30 protein-coding genes, 1 tRNA gene and 1 pseudogene are annotated in these 25,803 nt (G+C 64.5%); 21 read left to right on the top strand and 11 right to left on the bottom strand.

Features of this window, described 5'->3' with window-relative positions; all coding sequences use genetic code 11:
• Positions 1–7: 7 nt before the first annotated feature.
• A complete protein-coding gene (locus RX329_RS33450) occupies positions 8–997 on the bottom strand; it encodes an L-threonylcarbamoyladenylate synthase (RefSeq protein ID WP_026233666.1) in 990 nt (329 codons plus the stop codon).
• A gap of 68 nt (positions 998–1,065) precedes the next feature.
• Between RX329_RS33450 and RX329_RS33445 the strand changes: the two genes are divergently transcribed.
• Positions 1,066–1,142, top strand: a tRNA-Pro gene (locus RX329_RS33445).
• Between the two features lie 198 nt (positions 1,143–1,340).
• Here the strand turns inward: RX329_RS33445 and RX329_RS33440 are convergent.
• From RX329_RS33440 to RX329_RS33430, 3 genes are all read right to left on the bottom strand, one after another.
• Entirely contained in the window at positions 1,341–1,667 is a 327-nt protein-coding gene (locus RX329_RS33440; RefSeq protein WP_085352582.1) for a hypothetical protein, read from the bottom strand.
• A gap of 220 nt (positions 1,668–1,887) precedes the next feature.
• Positions 1,888–2,112: a hypothetical protein gene (locus tag RX329_RS33435; protein WP_026233665.1), complete on the bottom strand. Its 225-nt coding sequence runs from the start codon at positions 2,110–2,112 to the stop codon at positions 1,888–1,890.
• 161 nt (positions 2,113–2,273) lie between these two features.
• A complete protein-coding gene (locus RX329_RS33430) occupies positions 2,274–2,453 on the bottom strand; it encodes a hypothetical protein (RefSeq protein WP_371258555.1) in 180 nt (59 codons plus the stop codon).
• A gap of 258 nt (positions 2,454–2,711) precedes the next feature.
• On the opposite strand from RX329_RS33430, the gene RX329_RS33425 reads away from it, so the two are divergent.
• The 6 genes from RX329_RS33425 to RX329_RS33400 all read left to right on the top strand — a co-directional run bounded on the left by RX329_RS33425 (position 2,712) and on the right by RX329_RS33400 (position 8,140).
• Positions 2,712–3,146, top strand: a complete 435-nt coding sequence (locus RX329_RS33425) for a hypothetical protein (RefSeq protein ID WP_317244878.1) — start codon at positions 2,712–2,714, stop codon at positions 3,144–3,146.
• A gap of 233 nt (positions 3,147–3,379) precedes the next feature.
• Positions 3,380–4,339 (top strand): N-carbamoyl-D-amino-acid hydrolase, encoded by a 960-nt coding sequence (locus tag RX329_RS33420; RefSeq protein ID WP_317244877.1) that lies wholly within the window; start codon positions 3,380–3,382, stop codon positions 4,337–4,339.
• A gap of 1,040 nt (positions 4,340–5,379) precedes the next feature.
• The gene (locus RX329_RS33415) at positions 5,380–6,000 is read left to right on the top strand and encodes a TetR/AcrR family transcriptional regulator (RefSeq protein WP_317246456.1); all 621 of its coding nucleotides are present in this window, start codon (positions 5,380–5,382) and stop codon (positions 5,998–6,000) included.
• A 52-nt stretch (positions 6,001–6,052) separates the two neighbouring features.
• Positions 6,053–7,246, top strand: a complete 1,194-nt coding sequence (locus RX329_RS33410) for an MFS transporter (protein WP_018456177.1) — start codon at positions 6,053–6,055, stop codon at positions 7,244–7,246.
• Between the two features lie 135 nt (positions 7,247–7,381).
• A complete protein-coding gene (locus RX329_RS33405; protein ID WP_026233102.1) occupies positions 7,382–7,792 on the top strand; it encodes a hypothetical protein in 411 nt (136 codons plus the stop codon).
• A 138-nt stretch (positions 7,793–7,930) separates the two neighbouring features.
• Complete coding sequence (locus RX329_RS33400) at positions 7,931–8,140, top strand: hypothetical protein (RefSeq protein WP_317244876.1); 210 nt, start codon at positions 7,931–7,933, stop codon at positions 8,138–8,140.
• Positions 8,141–8,397: 257 nt separating this feature from the next.
• Here RX329_RS33400 and RX329_RS33395 read toward each other — a convergent pair whose 3' ends face one another.
• On the bottom strand, positions 8,398–9,369 hold the full coding sequence (locus RX329_RS33395) for a LysR family transcriptional regulator (RefSeq protein ID WP_247298573.1): 972 nt from the start codon (positions 9,367–9,369) through the stop codon (positions 8,398–8,400).
• Positions 9,370–9,489: 120 nt separating this feature from the next.
• Between RX329_RS33395 and RX329_RS33390 the strand changes: the two genes are divergently transcribed.
• From RX329_RS33390 to RX329_RS33350, 9 genes are all read left to right on the top strand, one after another.
• Positions 9,490–10,527 (top strand): class 1 fructose-bisphosphatase, encoded by a 1,038-nt coding sequence (locus RX329_RS33390; protein WP_085352578.1) that lies wholly within the window; start codon positions 9,490–9,492, stop codon positions 10,525–10,527.
• Between the two features lie 13 nt (positions 10,528–10,540).
• Positions 10,541–11,416: a phosphoribulokinase gene (locus tag RX329_RS33385; RefSeq protein WP_063993396.1), complete on the top strand. Its 876-nt coding sequence runs from the start codon at positions 10,541–10,543 to the stop codon at positions 11,414–11,416.
• Positions 11,417–11,432: 16 nt separating this feature from the next.
• Positions 11,433–13,454: a transketolase gene (gene tkt, locus RX329_RS33380; protein WP_317244875.1), complete on the top strand. Its 2,022-nt coding sequence runs from the start codon at positions 11,433–11,435 to the stop codon at positions 13,452–13,454.
• A gap of 14 nt (positions 13,455–13,468) precedes the next feature.
• Positions 13,469–14,554, top strand: coding sequence for a class II fructose-bisphosphate aldolase (gene fba / locus RX329_RS33375; RefSeq protein ID WP_247369263.1), 1,086 nt, complete (start codon positions 13,469–13,471; stop codon positions 14,552–14,554).
• Between the two features lie 31 nt (positions 14,555–14,585).
• Complete coding sequence (locus RX329_RS33370; protein ID WP_085352576.1) at positions 14,586–16,046, top strand: form I ribulose bisphosphate carboxylase large subunit; 1,461 nt, start codon at positions 14,586–14,588, stop codon at positions 16,044–16,046.
• A gap of 11 nt (positions 16,047–16,057) precedes the next feature.
• Complete coding sequence (locus RX329_RS33365; RefSeq protein WP_018456187.1) at positions 16,058–16,465, top strand: ribulose bisphosphate carboxylase small subunit; 408 nt, start codon at positions 16,058–16,060, stop codon at positions 16,463–16,465.
• Between the two features lie 98 nt (positions 16,466–16,563).
• Complete coding sequence (gene cbbX, locus RX329_RS33360) at positions 16,564–17,499, top strand: CbbX protein (protein ID WP_018456188.1); 936 nt, start codon at positions 16,564–16,566, stop codon at positions 17,497–17,499.
• Complete coding sequence (gene rpe / locus RX329_RS33355; protein ID WP_018456189.1) at positions 17,496–18,233, top strand: ribulose-phosphate 3-epimerase; 738 nt, start codon at positions 17,496–17,498, stop codon at positions 18,231–18,233. The genes cbbX and rpe overlap by 4 nt, the downstream gene beginning before the upstream one ends.
• A gap of 278 nt (positions 18,234–18,511) precedes the next feature.
• On the top strand, positions 18,512–18,724 hold the full coding sequence (locus tag RX329_RS33350) for a hypothetical protein (RefSeq protein ID WP_018456190.1): 213 nt from the start codon (positions 18,512–18,514) through the stop codon (positions 18,722–18,724).
• Between the two features lie 115 nt (positions 18,725–18,839).
• On the opposite strand, the pseudogene RX329_RS33345 reads toward RX329_RS33350, so the two are convergent.
• A pseudogene (locus tag RX329_RS33345) lies at positions 18,840–19,657 on the bottom strand (universal stress protein).
• Between the two features lie 209 nt (positions 19,658–19,866).
• Between RX329_RS33345 and RX329_RS33340 the strand changes: the two are divergent.
• A complete protein-coding gene (locus tag RX329_RS33340) occupies positions 19,867–21,405 on the top strand; it encodes a Do family serine endopeptidase (RefSeq protein WP_204513875.1) in 1,539 nt (512 codons plus the stop codon).
• A 265-nt stretch (positions 21,406–21,670) separates the two neighbouring features.
• Positions 21,671–22,045 carry a hypothetical protein gene (locus tag RX329_RS33335; RefSeq protein ID WP_026233103.1) on the top strand — a complete coding sequence of 125 codons (375 nt, stop codon included), beginning with the start codon at positions 21,671–21,673 and terminating at the stop codon, positions 22,043–22,045.
• Positions 22,046–22,051: 6 nt separating this feature from the next.
• On the opposite strand, the gene RX329_RS33330 is transcribed toward RX329_RS33335, so the two are convergent.
• Together RX329_RS33330 and RX329_RS33325 are read right to left on the bottom strand one after the other, a co-directional pair.
• Positions 22,052–22,369, bottom strand: a complete 318-nt coding sequence (locus RX329_RS33330) for a DUF6496 domain-containing protein (protein WP_018456194.1) — start codon at positions 22,367–22,369, stop codon at positions 22,052–22,054.
• Positions 22,370–22,454: 85 nt separating this feature from the next.
• Positions 22,455–22,649, bottom strand: coding sequence for a DUF3072 domain-containing protein (locus RX329_RS33325; RefSeq protein ID WP_018456195.1), 195 nt, complete (start codon positions 22,647–22,649; stop codon positions 22,455–22,457).
• A 115-nt stretch (positions 22,650–22,764) separates the two neighbouring features.
• Between RX329_RS33325 and RX329_RS33320 the strand changes: the two genes are divergently transcribed.
• Both RX329_RS33320 and RX329_RS33315 read left to right on the top strand, forming a co-directional pair.
• On the top strand, positions 22,765–22,986 hold the full coding sequence (locus RX329_RS33320) for a hypothetical protein (protein ID WP_018456196.1): 222 nt from the start codon (positions 22,765–22,767) through the stop codon (positions 22,984–22,986).
• An 18-nt stretch (positions 22,987–23,004) separates the two neighbouring features.
• The gene (locus RX329_RS33315; protein ID WP_085352572.1) at positions 23,005–23,214 is read left to right on the top strand and encodes a hypothetical protein; all 210 of its coding nucleotides are present in this window, start codon (positions 23,005–23,007) and stop codon (positions 23,212–23,214) included.
• A gap of 130 nt (positions 23,215–23,344) precedes the next feature.
• On the opposite strand, the gene RX329_RS33310 is transcribed toward RX329_RS33315, so the two are convergent.
• Both RX329_RS33310 and RX329_RS33305 read right to left on the bottom strand, forming a co-directional pair.
• Positions 23,345–23,593, bottom strand: coding sequence for a hypothetical protein (locus RX329_RS33310; RefSeq protein ID WP_085352571.1), 249 nt, complete (start codon positions 23,591–23,593; stop codon positions 23,345–23,347).
• A gap of 95 nt (positions 23,594–23,688) precedes the next feature.
• Positions 23,689–23,946 carry a hypothetical protein gene (locus RX329_RS33305; RefSeq protein WP_018456199.1) on the bottom strand — a complete coding sequence of 86 codons (258 nt, stop codon included), beginning with the start codon at positions 23,944–23,946 and terminating at the stop codon, positions 23,689–23,691.
• A gap of 138 nt (positions 23,947–24,084) precedes the next feature.
• Here RX329_RS33305 and RX329_RS33300 point away from each other — a divergent pair, with 138 nt between their 5' ends.
• Entirely contained in the window at positions 24,085–24,306 is a 222-nt protein-coding gene (locus RX329_RS33300) for a hypothetical protein (protein ID WP_018456200.1), read from the top strand.
• Here the strand turns inward: RX329_RS33300 and RX329_RS33295 are convergent.
• A complete protein-coding gene (locus RX329_RS33295) occupies positions 24,303–25,793 on the bottom strand; it encodes an HWE histidine kinase domain-containing protein (protein ID WP_317244874.1) in 1,491 nt (496 codons plus the stop codon). The genes RX329_RS33300 and RX329_RS33295 overlap by 4 nt on opposite strands.
• Between the last annotated feature and the right edge of the window lie 10 nt (positions 25,794–25,803).

Below are 25,803 nucleotides of genomic sequence, written 5' to 3'. Positions count from 1 at the left end.
TTCGCTCTTATCGCGCCACAGCCGCCCGGCGCAGCCGGTCGTTGATCGCTTCGCCCAGATCCTCTTCGGGGATCGCCATCACGGCGATCGCCCGCGGCCCCCTAGCATCGAGGGCGCGAAGATAGCCGAACAGATTGGCGGCGGCTTCATCGAGATCGCCGGTGGGCGACAAATTCATGACGGCGACGGCGGCCTCCAGACCAGGCAGGCGCGCCGGGCCGAACGCCAGCAGCGCTTCGCCCGGCGCGACGTCCAGCGCATTGAGCCGCACATGGGCGTGTGGCGCGTAGTGCGAGGCCAGCATGCCCGGCGCCAGCGGCTGGCTGTCTTCGCTGTCGGTCTCCGCGGGCAGTCGCGCCAGCGCTGCACCAAGCACGGCCTCGATCCGCTCGCGAGACAGCCCGCCGGGCCGCAGCAGCATCGGCGCCGCAAAACAGCCGACGATCGTCGATTCGACGCCGACCGTAACAGGCCCGCCGTCGACGATCAGGTCGATCCGCCCCGCAAGGTCGCTCTCGACATGGGCCGCCAGCGTCGGCGAGACGTGGCCGGAGATGTTGGCGGACGGCGCCACCACCGCCCCGCCAAAGGCGCGCAGGATCGCCTGCGCCACCGGATGGGCCGGAATGCGGATCGCGACCGTGTCGAGGCCCGCGGTGGCAAGCTCGGCCACCGGGCAGTTTTCCGTCTTCGGCACCACCAGCGTCAGCGGCCCCGGCCAGAACGCCTCCGCAAGGCGCAAGGCGCAGGCGTCGAATCGTCCGATCCTGCGCGCGGCCGCGAGGTCGGCGACATGCGCGATCAGCGGATTGAAGGCCGGCCGCCCCTTGGCGGCGTAAAGATGGGCGATGGCACTGGCATTTCCGGCGTCCGCCCCGAGCCCGTAGACCGTCTCGGTCGGGAACGCGACCAGCCCGCCGGCTGCCAATGTCCGGGCGGCAGCTTCCGCGCCGGCCTCGCCGGCCGGTAAAATCAGCGTTTCAAGACCCGTTTTCACAGGGATAAGATTCCTCAGCTCGGCCGCTTGCGGTGCGCCAAACCCGACGCTATAAGCCGGCCTCTTGTCGGAGTGTGGCTCAGCCCGGTAGAGCACTGCGTTCGGGACGCAGGGGTCGCAGGTTCGAATCCTGCCACTCCGACCATTCTTCCAAAAGTCGACGTTTTTCTAGAGGCTCGTTCCCAAGCTTGGCGGACCAGCCGCCGGCGCCCGGGAGCGTCTTCTTGCAACGATTTTCAGGGCGGGTCCACGGCCGATTTGGCCGGACAGGGCGGTCTGTCGCGGTGGCATGGCTCGGCATTGCCTGTTTCGATAACTCGGCGTTGCAAGCTAGGTCAGAGGACTACCGCCTCGCCACCAGCACGCCGACCATAAACGCAATCATCAGCGCCGGCAGCGGCGCCTCACGCACCATGCCGCGAACGACGTGGGTCCAGTGCTGCTCCGGGACGAGGTTCGGAGACCTGATCTCCGGCGTTGGCGTGATGCCCCATTCGGAGGCGAGTTCGGCAATCTCGCTTGAGGCAAGCCGGACGCCGTCGCGGACGCGGAAGATGGCGGCATCCGCGCGCTCGCGCGGCGCAAGCAACATCATCGTCGTGACGGCCGTACGCAGGGTCATCTCGCCGTAGCCTTGCAGCCTGACCGATTCCTCGGGGTCGGACGTCATCGAAAATACCTCACAGCGCCAAATGCCTTACAAAGCGAAGTGGCGCGCGATGGTGAATGCCATCGTCGCGCACAGGACCAGCGTGGATACCGCGCCGGCCACGCCGCGCGCGAGATCGGCCCGCGTCAGGTGCCTGGTCATGATTTTGCTCCATGCTCGGCATGGCAATGGCGGGGAGGCGGCGTTGGTTCCTGCGCGACGGGCGAATCGCGAACGCCAGCTATTTCCGCAGGAGCTCGCTCAGCGCCGCCGTCGCCTCGGCGCAGCGGATGTCGTCGATCTCGCGCGACAGGCTGAGCGCAGTCGATCTGAGCTCTTCGACCTTCCAGCTCTCGGGGTGCTGAGTCTCGAGTTGACCGAGCCGCTTGTTCAGATCGTCCAATCTGGTTTGCAACTGTTCGACGCTGGCGGCCCCATTCACCACCCAGACTCTTTGCGCACGCATCGTCGTTCCCCTGCTCGTCTCACGGCGTTGTGAGAGGGGTTCGTGGCCGCAATGGGAGTTTCTTTTGTCCGGCTTCAGACGGACGGGAACCGTTGCAGATCGGCAACGGGAGTTCCTTCGCGTTAACCTGGGTGCGACGGGAGCCAATCGCCGTCGCCGCATCAGGCCGCGCGCGGCCGCTCCGTCGATCGCTTTTCGAGGCGGCTTTCGAGAATCGCGATGCTCACCCGGATATTGTCGCGCCGGGCCCGCAGGTTCTGCGCTAGCATGGGGTAGGCGAGGTTTTGGGGATCGGAGATTCCGGCCTTCCGTTCTTCCTCCAGAATGTCGGCGTCGATCATTTGCAAGCGCCAACGCAGATCGGAGATCAATGCGTGGAGCTGTGTCGGCATGGTCGCTTCGAAACGGGACGTCGGGTGCATGATCGCCTCACGATGAGACAGACCCACTGCGGGTCTGAGGGATTTGACTCCCGTGCAGCAAGCGGAATGCCAGTGGGCGGCTGAGCGTCTCCCACGATTGCTCGACAGCGCACCGGAACGATTGCCACTCTTTCCCGTTGCTGCAGGGGCCTCGACAACGAGGCGATCGAGGGACCCATGCCGCTCATCCGCTATTTCGTCTTCACCGGCGGCGCTCTGCTCGCCCTCCTTTTCCTCGCCGACCGGTACATGACCGCCCCCGTGAGCGCCGCCGCGCCGGCCGAGCCAGATCGGTCGATTGTGCGCGTTCATTCCGCGCAAACCTGGCCTGAGAAGATCGTCCTGGACACCAGCGTACGGCAAATATCGCTGTCCAAAGCCGAGTCGGTTCCGCCGACTCCCGCACCTGCCGTCGCCGACGCGCTTCCCACGCAGGAGAAGCCCCGCCAAGCTTTTGCAATGGTGGCGCAGCCTGATGTGACGCCGAAGCAAGCAGCTCGGACCGTTCCGAACAAGCGCAGTGCGGAGAGGCACCGTCGACGCCAGCCCTCGCGCATGGCGGCGCGCGATCAGACGATGTTCTTCAACGAACCTGCATCGGCGGGTTGGTAAGTCGCGCTCCGTGAGATGCATCTTCCCCCCGGTAGGCGTGTAGCTGCCTATGCTCGATCGCCTGAGCAGCACGAGCGGAGGTTTGCGAGATTATCTGTTCTCGGTACTTTCCACGTGACGGTCGGGCTGCCTCTCGGTTGGGCACCGTGCCGGACAGCGAGGCTGTGCGCGCGGCGCATCGCGCGATAGTCTCTGCCGCGACCTGACCCGGGAAGCGGACGAGGGAAAGATTCGTGACGAGATTTGTGACGATCGCGGCCGGCCAGCTTGGCCCTATCGCGCGAACCGAGACCAGAACCGCGGTCGTGGCGCGCCTGATGGCCCTGATGCGCCAGGCGCACGCCAACGGCTGCGACCTGATCGTCTATCCCGAGCTCGCGCTGACCACGTTCTTTCCGCGCTGGTATTTCGAGGATCAGGCTGAGATCGACAGCTTCTTCGAGCGCGAGATGCCGGGGCCGGAGACAAGAGGCCTGTTCGATCTCGCGCGCGAGATCGGCATCGGATTTTATCTTGGCTATGCCGAGCTGACGGTCGAGGCCGGAATTGTCAGGCGCTACAATACCTCGATCCTGGTCGAGAAGAGCGGCGCCATCGTCGCGAGATATCGCAAGGTTCATATGCCCGGGCATGCCGAGCATGAGCCGTGGCGCGAATTCCAGCATCTGGAAAAGCGCTATTTCGATCCAGGCGATGGCTTTGGCGTGACCGAGGCCTTTGGCGGCGTGATGGGGATGGCGATCTGCAATGACCGCCGCTGGAGCGAGACCTACCGGGTGATGGGCCTGCAGGGCGTCGAGATGGTGATGATCGGCTACAACACGCCGCTGCACAATCCGCCCGCACCCGAGCATGACGATCTCTCGCTGTTCCACAATCATCTGGTGATGCAGGCCGGCGCCTACCAGAACGGCACCTTCGTGGTCGGCGTCGCCAAAGCGGGTGTCGAGGAGGGCGTCGACCACATCGGCGGAAGCTGCGTCATCGCGCCCTCCGGCGAGATCATCTCGCGATGCACGACCAAGGGCGACGAGATCGCGCTCGCCCGTTGCGATCTCGATCTCTGCAATTCTTACAAGCGCACCACTTTCAATTTCGACGTTCACCGTCAGCCGCACGCCTACGGGATGATTGTCGAACGGAAGGGAGTGACACTCATGGCCGACGGAACGCCGGTGCGAACGAAGCGGTGAGCTCTCGTAGCCCGGGTGAGCGCAGCGACACCAGGGACCGCTGTCGCTTGTGGCAAGACCCCGGATATCGCTTCGCTCATCCGGGCTACGGGACCTTGCTGTGTCGCCCCCGTGTCAATCCGCTCTCACAAAAATATTCCGCTTTACCGAAATTCGGAAAGGGCGTATGTGTCGCCCATCCCGGCTCATCCTTGAGGGGCGATCTTGTGGTCGTCATGTTCGCGAGCCGGGCTTGCGGTGGACGCGGCAGCGTTCGGGTGCGAGAGGCTAAGGGCAGGGCGGATTGCTCTCCGTGAGCCCAAGGCTGCGTGCCGACGAGCGGCGCTGCTAGGCTTCGTCTCGTCTGTAAGTTTCCGGCTCCGTCGACAGGGCTGGGAAAACTGCGGCGAAATGGCGAGCCGTGCGTACGGCAAAACCGTGTGGTCCTGGCCGTCGTTGCTACGGTCAAGCTCTTGCGGATGCGGCAGTCGCGTCAACCGGCGCGGTGCCGGTGACTTCTGCGAGGACGAGGGAGGCCAAAGAGAACTCGGCTCCCGGGAGAGCACGGCATAAGCCGTCCAACCATCGCGCAGGGAAGGCCGAGTGATTGGCTACACCTGTATGCTGCTGTGCGGTTTTCCTGCGTGTGCTTTTCGCGCAGCGGACCGCGGGTGCCAGCCGGCACCCGGCCTTCCCTGCGCCCTCTTGGACAAGAGGGTGGAGCGATCAAGCAAAGCTCGGGCGAAATCAGCCGCGAGGATGAGAAGGCATGTCTGCAAGTTGAAATGTGCGCAGGACCGCGATGTGGCCTGCGCCGTGGCGATGCTTGGCAGTCAGGCGTAACAACCTCAAATGTCGTCGTGGCGAAGGCCAGGACCCATACCGCGAGGTCTATCGATTTAAGGCGGTATCAATCCCACCGAACGAATGTCCGCCCAACCCCTTCCCTGGGATAATGGGTCCTGGCCTTGGCCAGGGGCGACGCCGGAGTTAGTGGCCCTACCGCCCCAATCACATCCAAGTGTCTTTGTTTGGAAACAAACATTCCCTATTATCCCGCAATGCAAAAAGCGGCCCGCAAATCCAGCTCCGTCGCCCGTTCGCCCGGCCGTCCGCGGGAGTTCGACATGGACACCGCGCTCGACAGGGCCGTCCGCGTGTTTTCCGAGCGCGGTTATCATGCCGCCTCGATCGGCGATCTCACCGCGGCGATGCGGCTGGCGACCGGCAGCGTCTACAAGGCGTTTCGCGACAAGCATGCGGTGTTTCTCGCCGCCTTCGAGCGCTACGCGGCTCTGCGCCAGGAGCAGACGCGTAGCGCGGCGGCAAAAGGCGCCAATGGCCGCGAGCGGCTGCGCAACATGCTGCTGTCGTATGTAGAGCATTCCCAGGGCAGCGAGGGGCGGCGCGGCTGCCTCGTGGTCGGCAGCGCGGTCGAATTGTCCGCGGTCGATCCGGTGGTCGCCGCCCTCGTCAGCGCGCGGCTCGAGACCAACGAAGGCTTCATCGCCGGCCTCATTCGCGAGGGGCAGGCCGACGGCTCGATTCCCCGCCATGTCGCCGCCGCCGACACCGCGCGCCTGATGATCTGCATCACGCAGGGCCTGCGCGTGGTCGGCAAGGCGGGCCTTTCGCTCGACGGCAAGCGCCTAGTCGCCGTCGCGATGAAGCTGCTCGCCTGAATTGTTTGTCATATTAGGAAACGACCGTTTCCGATATCTGGAGAGCCTGTGAATGACGATGAATGCCACGATCGAGACCGCGCCGGATCCGGATGCGGTGTCGCAGCGACTGACCTTCGTGCTTGCCGCGGCCTGTGGCATGGTCGCCGCCAACATCTATTACGCCCAGCCGCTGATCGCCCCGATCAGCGCCGCGCTCGGCCTGTCGCATGAAGCGGCGGGACTGATCGTCACCATGACGCAGATCGGCTACGGCGTGGGGCTTCTCTTCATCGTCCCGCTCGGCGACCTCGTCGAGAACCGTACCCTGATTTGCTCCGTCATCACGCTCGGCGCGGCAGCCCTGCTCGCCGCGGGGTTCGCGTCCCACGCGCTGCCCTTCCTGATCGCCGCGTTGTTCATCGGACTCGGCTCGGTCGCGGTGCAGATCATCATTCCCTATGCGGCGCATCTTGCGCCGGCAGCCATTCGCGGCCGCGTCGTCGGCAATGTCTCGACCGGCCTGATGCTCGGCATCATGCTGGCGCGGCCGGTGTCGAGTTTCGTCACGGCGATGCTGTCGTGGCATGCAGTGTTCTTCTGCTCGGCCGCGTTGATGATCGTGCTCGCAGCGGTACTCTGGATGACGCTGCCGAAGCGCAGGCCGGTCGCGCGGATGCATTACGGCGAGTTGCTGCTGTCGATGCTCCATCTGGTGCGGACCACGCCGCTGCTGCGCCGCCGCGCGCTGTACCAGGCCAGCCTGTTCGGCGCCTTCAGCCTGTTCTGGACCGTGACGCCGCTGCTGCTCGCGAGCGAATTCGGCTTCACCCAGCGCGGCATCGCGCTGTTCGCGCTTGCCGGTGTCGCCGGCGTGTTCGCAGCCCCGATCGCGGGACGGCTTGCCGATCGCGGCCATAGCCGCATGGCCACGCTGGTCGCGCTGCTACTCGCGGCCGTAGGATTCCTGATTACGCATGTCGGCGCGCCCGGATCGGTGCTGAACCTCGCCTGCCTGGTCGTGGCTGCGATCGCGATCGACATCGGCGTGCAGGGCAACGTCGTGCTCGGCTTCCGCGCGATCTTCGCGCTGGGGCATGAGCACCGCAGCCGCCTGAACGGTCTCTACATGGCGACCTTCTTCACCGCGGGCGCGGCGGGCTCGGCGGTCGGCGCGTGGGCGTTTGCACAAGGCGGCTGGACGCTCGCATCGGCCTTTGGGCTCGCGCTGCCCGTCGCAGGCCTGGTCTATGCGGCCACCGAGTAGGGGCTGGTTGCTCCAATTAGCGATCCGGCCCGTTTACCAAGGCCGCCGGGTCGGCAATTTCCACCTCGCAGTTTCCTGCCGCTGTAGTACTTTGGTCGCAAGCGAGCCTGGTTAACGGGCGGCAGGGGGAGGCTGATGAGGCGTGCGGGGCTGGTTGGCGTACCGCGGGTACGACCATGGTCGTGGCAGGCGTTTCTGCTTGGATTCATCGTTGTCGCAATGTCGGCTGCGCTCCAGGGCGGCTGTGTCGCGCTCGGCGCAAAACTCTATTTCGCGGCGTTCCTGCCCAGCCTGTTCGTGCTCGGCATTATCGCGGGCGCACCGGCGGCGGCGTTCGCCGCACTACTCACCATTCCGCTGGTATGGTGGGCATTCATGCCGCCCTTCTTCGAGTTCAATTCGCTGACCAGCGCGCATGCCGATTCCATCAAGCTGTTCTGCCTGCTCGCTGTGCTGGTGATCGGCCTTGCCGATCTCTGCCGCGAGATCATCAGCCGCGGTGGGTTGAAGCCGCGGGGCGAGAGCGCGGCGACGAATTCGCAATAGATCGGCCTTGTGCGGCCGCGCACGTTGCGCGCGGGCAACAGTCCGGAAACCATTCGCACGCTTGCTGCGCGGCGCTAACTTTTCGAAAAAGATTTGGCCGCAATTTCTCCCTCGGGAATGACGAGGGAGTTTTCGCACATGAACGGCCAAATTACCGGTCAGGCCATCTTGGAGAACGTGCGCCGCTACCGCGGTATCGCATCGCTCTATCGCCAGACCGCTGCATTCCGCCCGGACCAGAGCTGGTCGCTGCTCGAGCAGGCGAAGGATTGGGAAGCGCGGGCGCTGCTGGAGCTGGAAGCCTATTTCGCCGCGCGGATGGACTACGCCGCTACGCGCGCGGCCTGATCGTTAACCATCGGCGCGGCCTTGCGCAGGCCCGCCGAAGGGCCGGTCGTCGGGTCGTGCACGGAAAACACGGGGCGATTACGGAGTTATCTCGTCGCCCGTCTGTGCTAGCAACGTCCCGACCGAGACATCCCAATTCGGCCGGGGCAAGCGATGACCACCTTCAACCGCATCTTCACGACCGAGCGCCTGCTCCAGATCATCGTCATTCTCGCGGCTACGGTCGCGATGAAGCTGATGGGCTGAATTTCGACGGGCTATCGCGCGCCGAATTCGGGCACGTCGGGAAGATAGTTCGACCCCTCCGATCCCAAGAAATCGAACATCGCCTGCGCCGGCGGCAACAGCACCTTGTCGCTGCGGCGGATCACGTACCATTGCCGCACGATCGGCAGGCCCGCGACGTCGAGCACGATCAGCCGGCCCTCGGTGAGCTCGTGCGCCACGGTGTGGGCCGAGATGAAGGCGATGCCGAGCCCGGCGATGACCGCCTGCTTGATGGTCTCGTTGCTGCTCATCTCCATGCCGATGATCGGCTCAAGATCCGACCTCTGGAACATGCCTTCCATCAGTGTCCGCGTCCCCGAGCCGGGCTCGCGGGTGAGGAAGGTCTCGTGCACGAGGTCGGTGAGGTTGAGGCCGGAATCCTTCTCCAGCCAGTGCCCCTTGCGCGCGACGATGATGTGCGGATTGCGCCCGAGCTGCCGGACGTCGACGCTGACATCGGCCGGTGGCCGACCCATCACCGCGAAGTCGAGGTCGTAGCCGTGCATGGCCCCGCGGATCTCCTCGCGATTGCCGACCGTGAGCTTGATCTCGATCTTCGGATACCGCTTCGAGAATGCCGCGATCGCGTGCGGCACGAAATATTTCGCGGTCGAGACCGCGCCGAGATGCACCGTGCCGCCGGTTCGCCCCGCAAGCAGGTCGAGCGAACCCTGGCAGTCCGCGATTGCGGCCTCGACGCGCTCGGCGAGCGCCAGCACCTCCTTGCCGGCTTCCGTCAGCAGCATGCCGTCGCCGGTCCGCTGCAGCAGCGGCAGTCCGGCGAGATCCTGCAGCTGACGCAATTGCTGGGTCACGGCCGGCTGCGTCAGGCCGAGCTGGGTCGAGGCTGCCGTGACGCTGCCTTTTGCCGAGAGCGCCGCAAGCGAGCGAAGCTGCCGGATCGTGAGATGCCGGAGCTGTGCCGTCGAATGGACATTATAAGATAATTCTTTGGCGCTCATTATGAATAGAAATTTTCCTTATTAAGCCGCCCCTGTCAATCTCGTCGTTGTTGGCACTGACCGCACCGACCTCCAGCGAGGAGGGAACTGGATGCGGCGCCTGCAAAGGGATGGACGCAGATGACCGGGCAACTCAGGCTGGACGACCACCTTCAGCGGTATTCCGAGACGGCGCCGCATGCGCTGGCCGTAGCGGCCGCGGTCGATGCCATCGCGGCGGCCGCGATCGAGATCGCCGATCTTATCGCCACGGGAGACCTTGCGGATGCGTCGGGCCTGACCACCGGCCGCAACAGCGACGGTGACGTGCAGCGCGATCTCGACGTGCAGGCGGATGCGATCCTGCGCCGCTGTCTCGGCAAGCTGCCGATCGCGGCACTGGCGTCGGAGGAGATGCGTGAACCGCAGATCGGTGACCGCGCGGCGAAGATCTGCGTCGCGATCGATCCGCTCGACGGCTCCTCCAATATCGACATCAACATGACCGTGGGCACGATCTTCTCGATCCTGCCCGCGCCCGACGATCTCGCGCTCGCCTTCCATCAGCGCGGCTCGGCGCAGCTCGCGGCGGGATTCGTCACCTACGGCCCGCAGACCTCGCTGGTGCTGACGCTCGGCGAGGGCGTCGACATCTTCACGCTTGACCGCGGGTCCGGTTGCTTCCGTCTCGCGCGTAGCGCCGTGCAAATCTCCGAGACCTGCGAGGAGTTCGCGATCAACGCCTCGAACCGCCGGCATTGGGAACAGCCGGTGCGCGCCTTCGTCGACGAATGCCTCGCCGGTGTGGAAGGGCAGGCCAACCACAATTTCAACATGCGCTGGGTCGGCTCGCTGGTGGCCGAGGCCTATCGCATCCTTACCCGCGGCGGCGTGTTCCTCTATCCCTCCGATTCACGGCCCGGCTATGGCGATGGCCGCCTGCGCCTCGTCTACGAGGCGCACCCGATGGCTTACATCGTCGAGCAGGCCGGCGGCTCGGCTTCGACCGGGCGCGAGCGTATCCTCGAACTCTCGGCGCAGAGCCTGCATCAACGCGTGCCGCTGATCATGGGTTCGAACAACGAGGTGCAGCGCGTCGAGGAACTGCATTGCGATCCCTTGCTGGTCGCCAGCGTCTCCGCACCGCTGTTCGCGCGGCGCGGCTTCTTCCGGCTCTGAGCGAGGCGCCCCGATGTCCAGGAAGCATCCGATCATCTCCATCACCGGCTCTTCCGGCGCCGGCACCACGTCGGTCAAGAAGACCTTTGAGCAGATCTTCTTCCGCGAGAAGGTCAACGCCGCCTACATCGAAGGCGACGCCTTCCATCGCTACGATCGCGCGGAAATGCGCACGCAGATGGCGAAGGAGGCCGATCGCGGCAACAGGCATTTCAGCCATTTCAGCCCCGAGACCAATCTGTTCGAGGAGCTGGAGCGGGCGTTCCGCGACTATGGCGAGACCGGCACGGCGACGACGCGGCACTACGTCCACGACGCCGAGGAATCCGCGCTGCATGGCGCCGCACCCGGCACCTTCACCGAATGGAAACGGCTGCCGGAGAGCTCCGACCTTCTGTTCTACGAGGGCCTGCACGGTGCTGTCGTTACCGACAAGGTCAACGTCGCGCGTTATGCCGACCTCAAGATCGGCGTCGTGCCCGTTATCAATCTCGAATGGATCCAGAAGCTGCACCGCGACCGCAGTGCGCGAGGCTATTCGACCGAGGCCGTTACCGACACCGTTCTGCGGCGGATGCCCGATTACATCCACTACATCTGCCCGCAATTTTCCGAGACCGACATCAACTTCCAGCGTGTGCCGACGGTGGACACCTCCAATCCGTTCATCGCGCGCTGGATCCCGACGCCGGACGAGTCGATGGTCGTGATCCGCTTCAAGAACCCGCGCGGCATCGACTTCCCCTATCTGCTCTCGATGCTGCCGCAAAGCTGGATGTCGCGTGCCAATTCGATCGTGTGTCCCGGCGCGAAACTCGATCTTGCGATGCAGCTGATCCTGACGCCGCTGATCATGCAGCTGATCGAGCGTAAGCGAAACCTGAAGTGAACGAGAGGAGGATCCGATGAACATCTCCGTCCACGCCGACGCTGACCTCACGGCGGTATCGCATGGCGATCTCGCCAACGCCGTCCGCTTCCTCGCGGTCGACGCCATCGAGACTTCGCAGTCCGGCCACCCCGGACTGCCCATGGGCATGGCCGATGTCGCCACCGTGCTGTTCTCGCGCTTCCTGAAATTCGACTCGGCTCACCCCCATTGGCCGGATCGCGATCGCTTCGTGCTGTCGGCGGGCCATGGCTCGATGCTGCTCTATGCATTGCTCCATCTCACCGGCGGCGACGTCAGCCTCGATGACATCAAGGCCTTCCGGCAATGGGGCTCGAAGACGCCGGGCCATCCGGAATATGGCCATACGCCGGGCGTCGAGACCACGACCGGTCCGCTGGGGCAGGGGATTGCGACCGCGGTCGGCATGGCACTCGCCGAGCGCATGGCCAATGTGCGACATGGCGACGGCCTCGTCGATCATTTCACGTACGTCATCGCCGGCGACGGCTGTCTGATGGAGGGCATCAGCCAGGAAGCGATCTCGCTCGCCGGGCATCTCGGGCTGGGCCGCCTGATCGTGCTGTTCGACGATAACGGCATATCCATTGACGGCCCGACCTCGCTTGCGACCTCCGATGACCAGCTCGCGCGCTTCGCTGCCTCCGGCTGGTCGGTGCGCCATGTCGACGGGCACGATCCCGAAGCAGTTGCGCAGGCGATTGCCGAGGAGCGTGAGAGCACAAGACCGTCGCTGATCGCCTGCCGCACGGTCATCGGCTACGGCGCGCCGGATCGTCAGGGCACCGAGAAGGCGCATGGCGCGCCGCTCGGCACGGAGCAGACGGCCGCGGCGCGGCGAACGCTCGGCTGGGACTATCAGCCCTTCGTGGTGCCTGTCACGATCCTGAAAGCATGGCGGATGATCGGGCAGCGCGGGCAGGTCGAGCGTCTCGCCTGGCTCGATCGCTATGAATGCGCGACGCCCGAGCAGCGCGACCTGTTTATCGAGGGCAAGGCGGTTGCCCTGCCGAACGCCTATGCCCAGGCCTCGGCGAAATTGCGCGAGCGCTTTGCCACCGAGCGTCCGAAGCTCGCGACGCGGCAGGCGTCGCAACAGGTGCTCGACGGCATCGCCGAGACGATTCCCGGATTTGTCGGCGGCTCGGCGGATCTCACGCATTCGAACCTGACGCATGCCAAGGCGCAGACCCCGGTCAAGCGCGACGCGTTCGCCGGCGATTACATCCATTACGGCATCCGCGAGCATGGTATGGCGGCCGCGATGAACGGCCTCGCGCTGCACGGGGGCTTCATTCCCTATGGCGGCACCTTCCTCGCGTTCTCCGATTACAGCCGGCCGGCGATCCGCCTTGCGGCCTTGATGCGGATCCGCGTCATTCATGTGATGACCCATGACTCCATTGGCCTCGGTGAGGACGGCCCCACGCACCAACCGGTCGAGCATCTCGCAGCGCTCCGCGTCATTCCGAACCTGCTTGTTTTCCGGCCGGCCGACGCGGTTGAGACGCTGGAAGCATGGGACTGCGCGCTCCAAGCTGAAAATCGTCCCTCCGTGCTGTGCCTGTCCCGTCAGGCGCTGCCGACCTTCCGCAGCGATGTCCGCGGGAGGAACCGCGTCGCACGCGGCGCCTATCTGATCGTCTCGCCGGACGGTGGCCGCGACGTGACGCTCATCGCAACGGGTTCGGAAGTGTCTATTGCGCTGGAGGCGGCCCGCCTGCTCGCTACCGAGCACGTCCGTGCGGCCGTGGTCTCCGCGCCCTGCTTCGCGTTGTTCGAGGAGCAGCCGGAGGATTACCGCGCCGCTGTGCTCGGCACCGCGCCGCGGGTTGGCATCGAGGCGGCAGTCGTCGGCGATTGGCACCGCTGGATCGGCACCGAGGGCGAATTCGTCGGCATGCGCGGCTTCGGCGCTTCGGCGCCGGCCCCGGTGCTCTACCGCGAATTCGGCATCACGCCGCAAGGCGTTGCGGAAGCCACCCGGCGGGCGATGGCCCGCGCCGGCAAGCAATAACAGGAGGATTTGTCGTGGCCCGTATCACTCTTCGTCAGCTGCTCGACCACGCCGCCAGTCACGGCTACGCGGTGCCGGCGTTCAACATCAACAACATGGAGCAGGGCATCGCGATCATGCAGGCGGCGGCCGAGGTCGACGCGCCCGTCATCATCCAGGCTTCGCGCGGCGCGCGCAGCTATGCCGGCGACCTCATGCTCTCGCACATGATCGATGCGCTGGAGCGGACCTATCCAGACATCCCGCTCTGCCTGCACCAGGACCATGGCAATGACGAGGCGACCTGCGCGTCCGCGATCGCCCATGGCTTCACCTCGGTGATGATGGACGGCTCGCTCAAGGCCGACGCCAAGACCGCGGCCGACTACGACTACAACGTTGCGATCACCCGCCGCGTCGTCGATCTCGCGCATTGGGTCGGTGCCTCCGTCGAAGGCGAGCTCGGCGTGCTCGGCTCGCTCGAGCATGGGGGCGGCGAGCAGGAGGACGGTCACGGCGTCGAAGGCACGGTCAGCCATGATCAGTTGCTCACGGATCCCGACCAGGCGGTCGACTTCGTCCGCGCCACCAAAGTCGATGCGCTCGCGATCGCGATGGGCACCTCGCACGGCGCCTACAAGTTCAGCCGCAAGCCGGACGGCGACATTCTGGCGATGCGGGTGGTCGAGGAGATTCATCGCCGGCTGCCGAACACGCATCTCGTGATGCACGGCTCTTCCTCTGTGCCGCAGCCGCTCCAGGACATGTTCAACCAGTTTGGCGGCGAGATGCCGCAGACCTGGGGCGTGCCGGTCGAGGAGATCGTCCGCGGCATCACGAGCGGCGTGCGCAAGGTCAATATCGACACCGACTGCCGGCTGGCAATGACCGCGGTGTTCCGGAAAGTGGCCGCGCAAACGCGCTCGGAGTTCGATCCGCGCAAATTTCTCAAGCCCGCCATGGATGCGATGCGCGAGCTCTGCCGCGAGCGCTTCGAGCAGTTCGGCACCGCAGGCCACGCCAGCGGTATCAAGGTCGTTCCCTTGAGCGAGATGGCGCGGCGCTACCGCGCCGGCGATCTCGATCCGCGCGTCGACGCCCGCCAGCCCGTCGCGGCCTAATCATTCAGAGAGAGAAGAGCAGGAGAGAGCCATGAATGCACATGCAGGTACCGTCCGCGGCAAGGAAAGATATCGATCGGGCGTGATGGAATACAAGCGCATGGGCTATTGGGAGCCCGACTACGTGCCCAAGGACACCGACGTCATCGCGCTGTTCCGCGTCACGCCGCAAGAGGGCGTCGATCCGATCGAGGCGTCAGCCGCAGTCGCCGGCGAATCCTCGACCGCGACCTGGACGGTGGTGTGGACCGATCGGTTGACCGCCGCCGAGAAGTATCGCGCGAAATGCTACCGCGTCGATCCGGTGCCGGGCACGCCAGGCTCGTACTTCGCCTACATCGCCTATGACCTCGACCTGTTCGAGCCGGGCTCGATCGCCAACCTCTCGGCCTCGATCATCGGCAACGTATTTGGCTTCAAGCCGCTGAAGGCGCTGCGGCTGGAGGACATGCGTTTCCCCGTCGCGTATGTGAAGACGTTCCAGGGACCGGCCACCGGCATCGTGGTCGAGCGCGAGCGGCTCGACAAGTTCGGCAGGCCGCTGCTCGGCGCGACCGTCAAGCCTAAGCTCGGCCTCTCGGGCCGCAATTACGGTCGCGTGGTCTACGAGGCGCTGAAGGGCGGGCTCGACTTCACCAAGGATGACGAGAACATCAACTCGCAGCCGTTCATGCACTGGCGCGACCGCTTCCTCTATTGCATGGAGGCGGTGAACCGGGCGCAGGCGGCCTCCGGTGAGGCCAAGGGGACCTACCTGAATATCACCGCGGGAACCATGGAGGATATGTACGAGCGCGCCGAGTTCGCGAAGGAGCTCGGGTCCTGCATCGTCATGATCGATCTCGTGATCGGCTACACCGCAATCCAGTCGATGGCGAAATGGGCGCGGCGCAACGACATGATCCTGCATCTGCATCGCGCCGGTCACTCGACCTACACGCGGCAGAAAAGCCATGGGGTGTCGTTCCGCGTCATCGCCAAGTGGATGCGGCTCGCCGGCGTCGATCACATCCATGCCGGCACCGTGGTCGGCAAGCTCGAAGGCGATCCCAACACCACGCGCGGCTATTACGATGTCTGTCGCGAAGACTTCAACCCGGCCAAGCTCGAACACGGCCTGTTCTTCGACCAGTCCTGGGCGAGCCTGAACAAGATGATGCCGGTCGCCTCCGGCGGCATCCATGCCGGCCAGATGCACCAGCTGCTCGACCTGCTCGGCGAGGACGTCGTGCTCCAGTTCGGCGGCGGCACCATCGGCCATCCCATGGGCATCGCGGCCGGCGCGATCGCCAACCGTGTGGCGCTGGAAGCGATGATCCTCGCCCGCAACGAGGGCCGCGACTACGTCCACGAAGGACCGGAGATCCTGGCCAGGGCGGCCGAGACCTGTACGCCGCTGAAAGCTGCACTTGAGGTTTGGAAGGACGTCTCCTTCAATTATGAATCCACCGACACGCCGGACTTCGTGCCGACCGCGCTCGAAACCGTTTGAGGAGATTTGACATGAAGCTGACCCAAGGCTGCTTCTCGTTCCTGCCCGATCTGACCGACGACCAGATCACCAAGCAGGTGCAGTATTGCCTGACCAACGGCTGGGCGGTGAACATCGAGTTCACCGACGATCCGCATCCCCGCAACACCTATTGGGAGATGTGGGGCCTGCCGATGTTCGATCTCCAGGACGCCGCCGGCGTGATGATGGAGCTCGCCGAATGCCGCAGAGTGTATGGCGACCGATACATCCGCCTCAGCGGCTTCGACTCCAGCCATGGCTGGGAATCGGTGCGGATCTCGTTCATCGTCAACCGCCCGCCGCAGGAAGCCGAGTTCGAGCTGGTGCGGCAGGAGGTGAGCGGACGCGCGATCCGCTACACCACCGTGCGCCGGCAGCTCGCGCACGCACCAACCTAAGTCATTCTCCTCCGCGCGGAGCACTCCCTGCTCCGTTTCCTTGGCGGACCACTGCTTCGCCGCTCCCCCGCGGCGAAGCCCTTTTCTTCGAGGTGCCGATGCTGGATGTTCCCCACGCCATGACCACTGAGCCCGGCGAGACCAGTTTCGATCTCCGCAAGGAGGCCGAAGAGGCTGGAATCACGGGCACGCTGCAGCAGCTCGAGCAGGAGCTGATCGGATTGAAGCCGGTGAAGAGCCGCGTGCGCCAGATCGCGTCGCTCTTGCTGATCGAACGTATCCGGCAGCGTGCGGGATTGGCTTCGTCGCCACCGACGCTGCATATGTCGTTTACCGGCAATCCCGGCACCGGCAAGACGACGGTCGCGCTGCGCATGGCAAAGATCCTGCACGGCCTCGGTTTCGTGCGGCGCGGGCAGGTGATCTCGGTGACGCGCGACGATTTGGTCGGCCAGTATATCGGCCACACCGCGCCGAAGACCAAGGAGATCCTGAAGAAGGCGATGGGCGGCGTGCTGTTCATCGACGAGGCCTATTATCTGCACCGTCCCGACAACGAGCGCGACTACGGCCAGGAGGCGATCGAGATCCTGCTCCAGGTGATGGAAAACCAGCGCGAGGACCTCGTCGTGATCCTTGCCGGCTATGGCGAGCGGATGACGAGCTTCTTTGCCTCTAATCCCGGCTTCCGTTCGCGGATCGCGCATCACATCGACTTTCCGGACTATGCGGAAGCCGAGCTGCTCGTCATCGCCGAGCTGATGCTGAAGGAACGGGGTTATCGCCTCTCGGCGGCGGCGCGCGAGGCGTTCGAGAAATACATCGCGCTACGTCGGACCCAGCCGTTCTTCTCCAATGCGCGCTCGATCCGCAACGCCGTCGACCGCATCCGCCTGCGGCAGGCCGATCGGCTGGTGTCCGATCTCGACCGCATGCTCGATATCGCCGACCTCGAAACGATCGATCCCATGGACGTCCTGGCGAGTCGCGTCTTCAGCGGCGGTGCGGACGCGCAGGGGAGTGCGAAGCCATGACGAGAGAAATCCTCATCGCGCCGTCAATCCTGGCTGCGAATTTCGCCCGCCTCGGCGAGGAGATCGTGGCGATCGATGCGGCGGGTGCCGACTGGATTCACTGCGACGTCATGGACGGGCATTTCGTCCCGAACATCAGTTATGGCGCGGACGTCATCAGGGCGATCCGGCCGCTGACGAAGAAAATGTTCGACGTGCATCTCATGATCGCGCCCGCCGATCCCTATCTCGAAGCGTTCGCGAAGGCCGGCGCGGATGTCATCACGGTGCATGCCGAAGCCGGTCCGCACCTCGATCGCTCGCTCCAGGCCATCCGCGCGCTCGGCAAGAAAGCCGGCGTCAGCCTGTGTCCCGCGACTCCCGAAAGCACGATCGAATATGTGCTCGATCGCCTCGACCTCGTCCTGGTGATGACGGTCAATCCGGGCTTTGGCGGCCAGTCCTTCCTCGAATCCCAACTCGAGAAGATCGGGCGTATTCGAAGCATGATAGGCGACCGGCCGATCCGGCTCGAGGTTGACGGCGGCATCACGCGCGACAATGCCGCCGCCGTGGCCGCTGCGGGCGCCGATACGCTTGTAGCGGGCTCCGCCGTGTTTCGCGGCAAGAGCAGCGCGGACTATGCCGGCAACATCGCGGCCATCCGCGCCGCTGCGGAAGCCGGCAGGGTTCCGATGCTGCAACATAGTTCGGCGCAGACAATGCGTGCCGGTGAGCCCGCGCTCATCCGGTAGACTGCCGGATACAGGCGGGCGAGCCGGCACCGCAATGGGGTGTGCCAGGGCGTGCCCCTTTGCACTGCAGACATACGAGGATGACCCACAACCCTAGCCCTGGCCTGCGGTAAGGTCCGAAGCGTTGAGTCGCGCTGATTGGAACTTTCGCCTCGATACGCGTTTGCCTAGAAACAAGCGAGTCAAGCGCGCGGCGGGCGCAGCAAATCTTTTGCACAACCGCCATCGCCCTGACGCAAATAAGGGCAATAAGCTCTGTGAATGCGAGGGAGGGTCTCATGGACAACGTACGTCGCTACCGCGCGCTAGCGTCCCTCTGTCGTCAGCAGGCCGCCTACCGGCCGCTCCAGAGCTGGGAACTGCTCGGCCAGGCCGAACATTTCGAACATCTCGCCGAAGTCGAACTCAAGGCGCATTTCGACGCGTGCAATGCGCAACAAGACGAGGACGGCGTCGAGGCCACGGCGTGGGAGAGACCCGCCGCGGCGTGACGGTCCAACGTGTTCGAATATGACCTGAACTTGCCGATGCCGGCACCGCTCAAGGACGCGGTTGTCAGCCCGAACGACAAGGCTTGTGACCGGCCCGACCTGGATAAGCCCTCGATTAATGCGACATCAGCGTCGGGACGGTCATGGCTCCAGCATGGCGCGGGTGACGCCGCCGAGGAACCGCTCCTGCAAACGCGAATGGCCGTAGCCGCCCATGATCAGAATATCCAGGTTCTCATCGGCTGCCAGCGACAGCATGGTCGGCTGAATCAGGTTGACCGTGCGGGTCGACAGTCCGCGCCGGCCGAGATGCCTTGCCAGATTGCGCGTCGAGACTTCCTCGGGAACCATATCTGTTTCGTTGATCGCAATGATCACGATCTCCTCGGCGCGGGCCAGGAATGGTGCGGCGTCGCGCATAGCGCGCGCGGCGAGGCGGCTGCCATCCCAGCAGATGCCGATCCGTTTCGCCTTGAACGCTCCATGGAAGGTGTAGGGCAGGAAAAGCACCGGGCCACCCGCCTGGAACAGGATCTCGCCGGGCACATCGTTGTCGAGTGAGCCTTGCGCCGGATCCGGCTGGAGCACGATGCTGAGATCGTGCAGCCGCGCGATCTCGCCGAGCAAGCCGACCGCATCCCCCGGCATCGCCCCGAGTGGGTGGCATGTGTAGGAAATGCCGGCGTTCATCGCTTTGCTCTTGAATACCGCGAGCGCCGCCTCGGCCCGCTCCACTGCACTCTCGCGCTCCATCTCGAACACCGCCGCCACCGCAGCGCCGCCCTCCATGATATAGGCCGCACTGGTTGCCACATAGCCAACCGCAACTGCATCGAGATGGGCGTTGAGGCCCGCTGCGAGCGAGATCGAGCCGTCGATCACCGGGCGGATCGGCCGCTCGGTGGGGATGTGGACGAGAATGTCTTTGTACATGACGTGCCTCCGATGGACATCATCCGGTGGCCGCAGTCTTCCACGGTGCGCATGGCCCGCGTTGAGCTGCATCAAACGTGCAGCCTTGACCTTTGGCCGTATCGCCGGCCCGGCTACTTTGCCAAGATTTAATCGCGTGGACGGGACGCTGTAAGGTGGCGACCACCATGTTGGGTGCAAGGCGACTTACCCAACATGGACATATCGACATGAGCGATCACGTCAATTCCGACACCACAACGTCCCGCAAGGTCCTGAGGCCGCGCCGGCTCGCGCTGCTCGGCACCGTGGCCGCGCTTGGCGTGGCCGTGCTGGCGACTGCTCCCGGCTCTTCGCCGTTCAGCGCGACCTCCTTCATTGCGCCCGCCCAGGCCGCGGAGACCGCCGCGACACCGCCGGGCTTCGGCGACCTCGTCAGCAAGGTCAAACCCGCCGTCATTTCGGTGCGGGTCAGGATCGACCAGGATAATGATAAGAGCGCGATGCTGCAACAGAACCGGATGGATTCGGACGAGGCGACGCCGTTCGACCAGTTCTCGCGGCAATTCGGCTTCCGCGGCCCGGGGGGCATGGAGGGCATGCCGCGCCAGCGCCGCCAGATGATCACGGGTGAGGGCTCCGGCTTCTTCATCTCCGCCGACGGCTATGCCGTGACCAACAACCACGTCGTCGATCATGCCGAATCGGTGCAAGTGACGATGGACGACGGCACCATCTACAGCGCGAAAGTGGTCGGCACCGATCCGAAGACGGATCTCGCGCTGATCAAGGTCGAGGGCAAGAAGGATTTTCCGTTCGTCAAATTCTCCGACCAGAAGCCGCGTATCGGCGACTGGGTGGTCGCGGTCGGCAATCCCTTCGGCCTCGGCGGCACCGTGACCGCCGGCATCGTCTCGGCCAGCGGCCGCGACATCGGCAATGGTCCCTATGACGACTTCATCCAGATCGACGCGCCGATCAACAAGGGCAATTCCGGCGGCCCGGCCTTCGACATGAACGGCAACGTGATCGGCGTGAACACTGCGATCTTCTCGCCCTCCGGCGGCTCGGTCGGCATCGGCTTCGACATTCCGGCTTCGACCGCAAAGCTCGTCGTCGCACAGTTGAAGGACAAGGGCGCGGTCACACGCGGCTGGCTCGGCGTCCAGGTGCAGCCGGTGACGTCGGATATCGCCGACAGTCTGGGCCTCAAGGAGGCGCGCGGCGCGATCGTCGACAATCCGCAGGACGGCAGCCCGGCGGCGAAGGCGGGCATCGAGGCGGGCGACGTCATCACCGCCGTCAACGGCACCGCGATCAAGGATTCCCGCGATCTCGCCCGCACCATCGCCACCCTGGCGCCGGGCACGTCCGTGAAGCTCGATGTCGTCCACAAGGGCGACAGCAAGACGGTGACACTGGCGCTTGGCGAGTTGCCGAACGAGCGGCAGGCTAGAGCCGACGAGGGCAAGTCGCAGCCAGATGCCGGCATGCCGCCGCGTCTCGGGCTCAGCCTGGCTCCGGCGGGCGACGTGCAGGGCGCCGGCCAGAAGGGCGTCGTCGTCACTGAAGTCGATCCGCAAGGCCCGGCCGCGCAACGCGGCATCCAGACCGGCGACGTCATCCTCAACGTGGGCGGCAACGCCGTCGCCAATATCGGCGATGTCCGTTCGGAGCTGGCGCAGGCGAAATCGTCCGGCAAGCGCAGCGTGCTGCTGCAGGTCAGAAGCGCGCAGACGACCCGGTTCGTGGCGGTGCCGCTCGCATAAGGCGAACGTCGATCGGCGCAACTCCAAAAAGGCGGCCTTCGGGCCGCCTTTCCCGTTCGCCTTCAGGATTTCCGCACATCGCCGATAACATTCTCGTTAACGGCAGGGAGGATGACCCGGTTTCGTCCGAAAAAGCCGTGTTCGCTCATCACAATTGCGGATCTCGTACGGACTCGGCGGCAATGAAGCCGCCGGATTGCAAGCGTGGAACTTCGAACTTGCCGCCGCTGAGCCGGCCGGCAATTCGTATTTGATCGGTGCCGACATGGATCGATTGAAGCTCTCGCTGAGAAGTGCGCTGCTTGTGGCGCCGTTGGTAGCGCCGCTCGTGCTATGGGGTGGAAACGCTCTCGGGCGCGACGACGGCCGCTACGCGGACTCACCTCTCAAGCCGTGGTTCGACGGCCTGCGCAGCCATCTCGGTCCGTGCTGCTCGGATGCGGATGGGTTTGCGGTCGCCGATCCCGATTGGGACTCGCACAATGGACATTACCGCGTGCGGCTCGACGGCGAGTGGGTCGAGGTACCGGACGAAGCCGTGATCACCGAGCCGAACCGGGCCGGCCGCACCATGGTGTGGCCGGTGAAGACCGCGTTCGGCGTTTCGATCCGCTGCTTCATGCCGGGCAGCATGATCTGACTGAGGTCAGCGCGACCGTTTGGAGGATTTGCGCTTCGACGTCTTCTTCGAACTCTTTCTCGAAGTCTTCTTGGATGTTTTCCGAGATGTCTTCTTTGACGTCTTCTTGGACGTCTTTCGTTTCGCGGCCTTCTTCGGGACCTTCTTGCCCTTCTTGCGCGCTTTCGACAGGCCGATCGCGATTGCCTGCTTGCGGCTCTTCACGCGTCCGCCTCGACCGCCCGGTCCGCTTTTCGCGGTCCCCTTCTTGTAGCGCTTCATCTCGCCTTCGACATCGCTGCCGGAGCTGCGCGAGTAGCGGCGCTTCTTTGCCTTGCGTGCCATGCATGTTCTCCCTTGGCCTGGGAAAACAATCCGGGACAGGCATGGTTCCGAAAGCGCAAGCAACGTTCCGGATGGGCGACCTAGCCTAGAACGAATCCGCCAGCTCGATCTCCGCTTCCAGCACCTGAATGCGCCGTGCTGCCTCGCTGGAGGACAGATCCCGCGCGTATTGCGCGGGCTGATACGCCTCTTCGCTCAGCCGTTTCAGCCGGAGGCCCTGCGCCCGCGTCATCTGCTCGGTGAGGAAAGACTTGGCATCGTATTTACCTTGAACCTGCATGTCGCTTCTCCCTTCTGAAATCGTGACTTGACTATATGTTCTTATTTTGTTCTAACAAGCCATGGACAACAGAATTAATGAAATTCGACGTAAAATCAGCGCCTTGAGGCTGGAAATGGCCGATGTCGAGGCGGCCGTACGCGAGCTCGTCGAGCGCGATCGGGACTGCACGGAGAAGGCCCTGGCGCAGATGGATCTGCGCCGGAAAATCAATCTGCTGATCGGCGAATGGAAGGCTGCAGGTGGCGGCGATGTCCTGCCGAATGTCCGCGATAGGATGCGCCTTCGTTCCGCGAAGACATCAGGTAGTCCTCTGCGCGTGATCGCGCGCCGCTGAGAGCCTTGGGAGCGCACGGTGGAGGAAGTCCCGGATGCATACCGGATTCTAAAGCTGCGCGCCGAGATTCTCGAACTGGGCTCTGCCATCCGGCAGCTGCAACGCGAGGGGCTCGACGACGCCGCGGCCCAGCTCTTGATCGCGCGCAAGCGCGCACGACTCGACCATCTGGTGAAGTCAGATCCTGCAGGCGTTCATCCTGACATCCTGGGCAGCCATCGTAGCTGAAGCCTGCGCGCAACGCGAGGTGCGGGGCTCGTCGATACCGCATGTTGACGAAGCGGCCCGAGAGAAGTCTGTTCGAATACCAAAGCAAAAGGCCCCGCGATCGCGGGGCCTTCGTGTTTTCGCCGAACGCCTACTTGGTGTTGCTCATACCGGCCTTGTTGTTCGTCATGGTGCCGCCCTGGTCGGAGCCGGGGCCGGAGCCGCCCTGACCGGAGGGATCAGCACCCTTGGAGGACTTGGTGTTGGCGCCCGTGGTGGTCTGCGACGTCGACATCGATGATCCGTGTTTTGCCTTATGCGACTTGGCCTGCACTGCGAACGGTGCGGCGGCGAGGCCGGTTGCCAACATCACGGCAAGAGCGAGCTTGGTGGTCTTCATCTGCGGGAACTCCCTGAGTTGAATTGACGCAGGCAGCAAACTGCCATTCGTCGCAGGAGTTCCGAACGAAGAAATTCCGGTAAAGCACGCATAGTTCAAGATTGCTTGTCCTCGGCGAGGATGAATACGACGCCGGTCAGTGTCGCGCCGATCGCGAACGTCGTCACCAAGGTGAGGGCGAAAACGACCACGGCCTGCCTTCCGCCGTGACTCAGCAAATTGGCGACGCCGGGATTGGACAGCACGAGCAAGAGGCTGAAAGCGAGTCCTAAGGCTGCGCCCATCATCGCGTGCGTCATCAGCTTGACGAGCCCGCTGGGAGAGATCAGGTCAGACGACTTCTTCGCGCGCATGGAACTCTATCCCAATCTCGCATGCAACGCCTGCGACACGCGCCGGTTCCACCCGCATGAAGGAATTGTCATCGTCCGCTTCATCCGACGTTCATGCCGGGTGGGCGAGAATGACCGCGCAACACGGGAACATTCGATATGGGTAAGGTGGTCTTTCTCTATCGCTCTCTGGCTTATCGTAACGCCGCTGCGGACATCCTCCGCAAAGCGCGCAAGCTGCCCCGCGGCGCGGAGCGAAGCGCGGCGTGCCGCTATGCCAAGGCTCTGCGCGATCTCGCCCAAACAGAAGCCTGGCTCGAAGGACGGGTCGCGCGCGAGCCGCAAACGACGCAGCGCAGGAAGAGTGCGGCCTCCGGTTAGCCGGAAGCGCGCTGCAATTCGGCGGAGCTGGCGGCTTCGAAGTTGCCGGGCGCGGTCGTCGCGGCAGTCTTGCGGACCAACGGCACCTCGAGCCGGCACAGCAGACCCTCGGCCCGCCAATCGAATCGCGCCTGCCCACCGAGCTGGGACTCGACGCTCGCAAGCAGGCTCCGCGTACCAAAGCCGCGGGATTTCGGTGTCATGACCAGCGGGCCGCCGGTCTCCTCCCACGTCAGCGTGAGCAGCTCGTCCTCGACCTGCCAGCCGATCGCGAGCCGTCCCGTCCGGGTAGAGAGCGCGCCATACTTCGCCGAGTTGGTGAAAAGCTCATGCAGCGCGAGCGCCAGCGTCTGGGCGGTTGCCGGCAGCAACTGAACTTCCGACCCCGCCAATTTGATCTGGCCGCCGAGGGAATAGGGCGCAAGCTCTTCGTCGATCAGCTTCGACAGTTCGGCACCCTGCCAGCTCGACAGCGACAGGATCGTATGCACGCGCGCCAGTGCATTGATGCGTCCTTCGACGGCGCTGACATAGGCTTTGACCTCGTCGGCGCGGGTGAGGCGCACGATCGATTGCGCCAGCGCCAGCGCATTCTTGGCGCGATGATCGACCTCCCGCGCCAGGAGAGTCTGCCGTTCCTCGGCGCGCTTGCGTTCGGTGATGTCCACCGTCACGCCGCTGACGCGCATGACCCGACCGCTATCGTCAACCGTGGCGGCGGCCGTGCCGACACACCAGCGCACATCGCCGTCGGGCCGCACGATGCGGAACTCCGTTTCATAGGAGCGCGTGCCCTTGTTGAATTCGGCGATCGCCTTGCGCAACTGATCGACGTCATCCGGATGCAACAGCGCCTGAACGTTGGCCGGATTCACCTCGAAGCTCTCCGGGCCAACACCAAAGATGCGGTATTGTCCCTCGTCCCACATCCAGTCGCCGGTGATCCAGTCCCAGTCCCAGGAGCCCATCTTGCCGGCGGCGATCGCCATGCTGCGCCGCTCTTCGCTCTCGCGCAGCTTTGCTGTGGAATTCTCCAGCTCGGCGGTGCGTGCACGCACGCGGTCCTCGAGGTCCTGATTCAGCCGTTCGAGCTCGCGCGTCTTGCGATAGAGCTCTGCAAACACCTTGACCTTGGCGCGTAGCACCTCCGGCACGACCGGCACCGGGACGTAGTCGACGGCGCCCATCTCGTAGCCGCGCAGGCGGTCGATGTCGCTGACTTGAATGGCCGAGATGAAGATCATCGCGGTCTTCTGGAAGCGCGGGTGCTCGCGGATCATCGCGGCGAGCTCGAAGCCGTCGAGCTCGGGCATGCAGACGTCGACCAGGATCACCGCGATCTCGGTCTTGAGCAGCACCTCCAGAGCCTCGCGACCGGATGAGGCGATCACGAGGTTTTGGCCGAGATCCTTCAGGATCACCTCATAGGCGAGCAGCTTGGCCGGCTGGTCGTCGACGAGGAGGATGTTGACCTTTTCGTGGTCCATACGGGCATCC

Source organism: Bradyrhizobium sp. BWC-3-1 (assembly GCF_032917965.1).
GTDB classification, from domain to species: Bacteria; Pseudomonadota; Alphaproteobacteria; order Rhizobiales; family Xanthobacteraceae; genus Bradyrhizobium; species Bradyrhizobium canariense_D.
Note: the sequence above shows the minus strand (reverse complement) of the source record. Positions and strands in the feature narration are given on the sequence as shown.

Excerpts from the sequence above, each read along its gene's own strand:
- RX329_RS33400 (WP_317244876.1), top strand. The coding sequence starts at position 7,931 with ATGAACGGCCAAATTACCGGTCAGGCCATCTTGGAGAACGTGCGCCGC.
- RX329_RS33300 (WP_018456200.1), top strand. The coding sequence starts at position 24,085 with ATGGGTAAGGTGGTCTTTCTCTATCGCTCTCTGGCTTATCGTAACGCC.
- RX329_RS33415 (WP_317246456.1), top strand. The coding sequence starts at position 5,380 with ATGCAAAAAGCGGCCCGCAAATCCAGCTCCGTCGCCCGTTCGCCCGGC.
- RX329_RS33410 (WP_018456177.1), top strand. The coding sequence starts at position 6,053 with ATGACGATGAATGCCACGATCGAGACCGCGCCGGATCCGGATGCGGTG.
- RX329_RS33370 (WP_085352576.1), top strand. The coding sequence starts at position 14,586 with ATGAATGCACATGCAGGTACCGTCCGCGGCAAGGAAAGATATCGATCG.
- RX329_RS33350 (WP_018456190.1), top strand. The coding sequence starts at position 18,512 with ATGGACAACGTACGTCGCTACCGCGCGCTAGCGTCCCTCTGTCGTCAG.
- RX329_RS33425 (WP_317244878.1), top strand. The coding sequence starts at position 2,712 with ATGCCGCTCATCCGCTATTTCGTCTTCACCGGCGGCGCTCTGCTCGCC.
- RX329_RS33325 (WP_018456195.1), bottom strand. The coding sequence starts at position 22,649 with ATGCAGGTTCAAGGTAAATACGATGCCAAGTCTTTCCTCACCGAGCAG.
- RX329_RS33320 (WP_018456196.1), top strand. The coding sequence starts at position 22,765 with ATGGCCGATGTCGAGGCGGCCGTACGCGAGCTCGTCGAGCGCGATCGG.
- RX329_RS33340 (WP_204513875.1), top strand. The coding sequence starts at position 19,867 with ATGAGCGATCACGTCAATTCCGACACCACAACGTCCCGCAAGGTCCTG.
- RX329_RS33390 (WP_085352578.1), top strand. The coding sequence starts at position 9,490 with ATGACCGGGCAACTCAGGCTGGACGACCACCTTCAGCGGTATTCCGAG.
- RX329_RS33385 (WP_063993396.1), top strand. The coding sequence starts at position 10,541 with ATGTCCAGGAAGCATCCGATCATCTCCATCACCGGCTCTTCCGGCGCC.
- RX329_RS33365 (WP_018456187.1), top strand. The coding sequence starts at position 16,058 with ATGAAGCTGACCCAAGGCTGCTTCTCGTTCCTGCCCGATCTGACCGAC.
- RX329_RS33335 (WP_026233103.1), top strand. The coding sequence starts at position 21,671 with ATGGATCGATTGAAGCTCTCGCTGAGAAGTGCGCTGCTTGTGGCGCCG.
- RX329_RS33440 (WP_085352582.1), bottom strand. The coding sequence starts at position 1,667 with ATGACGTCCGACCCCGAGGAATCGGTCAGGCTGCAAGGCTACGGCGAG.
- rpe (WP_018456189.1), top strand. The coding sequence starts at position 17,496 with ATGACGAGAGAAATCCTCATCGCGCCGTCAATCCTGGCTGCGAATTTC.
- RX329_RS33435 (WP_026233665.1), bottom strand. The coding sequence starts at position 2,112 with ATGCGTGCGCAAAGAGTCTGGGTGGTGAATGGGGCCGCCAGCGTCGAA.
- RX329_RS33330 (WP_018456194.1), bottom strand. The coding sequence starts at position 22,369 with ATGGCACGCAAGGCAAAGAAGCGCCGCTACTCGCGCAGCTCCGGCAGC.
- RX329_RS33405 (WP_026233102.1), top strand. The coding sequence starts at position 7,382 with ATGAGGCGTGCGGGGCTGGTTGGCGTACCGCGGGTACGACCATGGTCG.
- RX329_RS33430 (WP_371258555.1), bottom strand. The coding sequence starts at position 2,453 with ATGATCGACGCCGACATTCTGGAGGAAGAACGGAAGGCCGGAATCTCC.
- cbbX (WP_018456188.1), top strand. The coding sequence starts at position 16,564 with ATGCTGGATGTTCCCCACGCCATGACCACTGAGCCCGGCGAGACCAGT.
- RX329_RS33305 (WP_018456199.1), bottom strand. The coding sequence starts at position 23,946 with ATGCGCGCGAAGAAGTCGTCTGACCTGATCTCTCCCAGCGGGCTCGTC.
- RX329_RS33310 (WP_085352571.1), bottom strand. The coding sequence starts at position 23,593 with ATGAAGACCACCAAGCTCGCTCTTGCCGTGATGTTGGCAACCGGCCTC.
- RX329_RS33395 (WP_247298573.1), bottom strand. The coding sequence starts at position 9,369 with ATGAGCGCCAAAGAATTATCTTATAATGTCCATTCGACGGCACAGCTC.
- tkt (WP_317244875.1), top strand. The coding sequence starts at position 11,433 with ATGAACATCTCCGTCCACGCCGACGCTGACCTCACGGCGGTATCGCAT.
- RX329_RS33295 (WP_317244874.1), bottom strand. The coding sequence starts at position 25,793 with ATGGACCACGAAAAGGTCAACATCCTCCTCGTCGACGACCAGCCGGCC.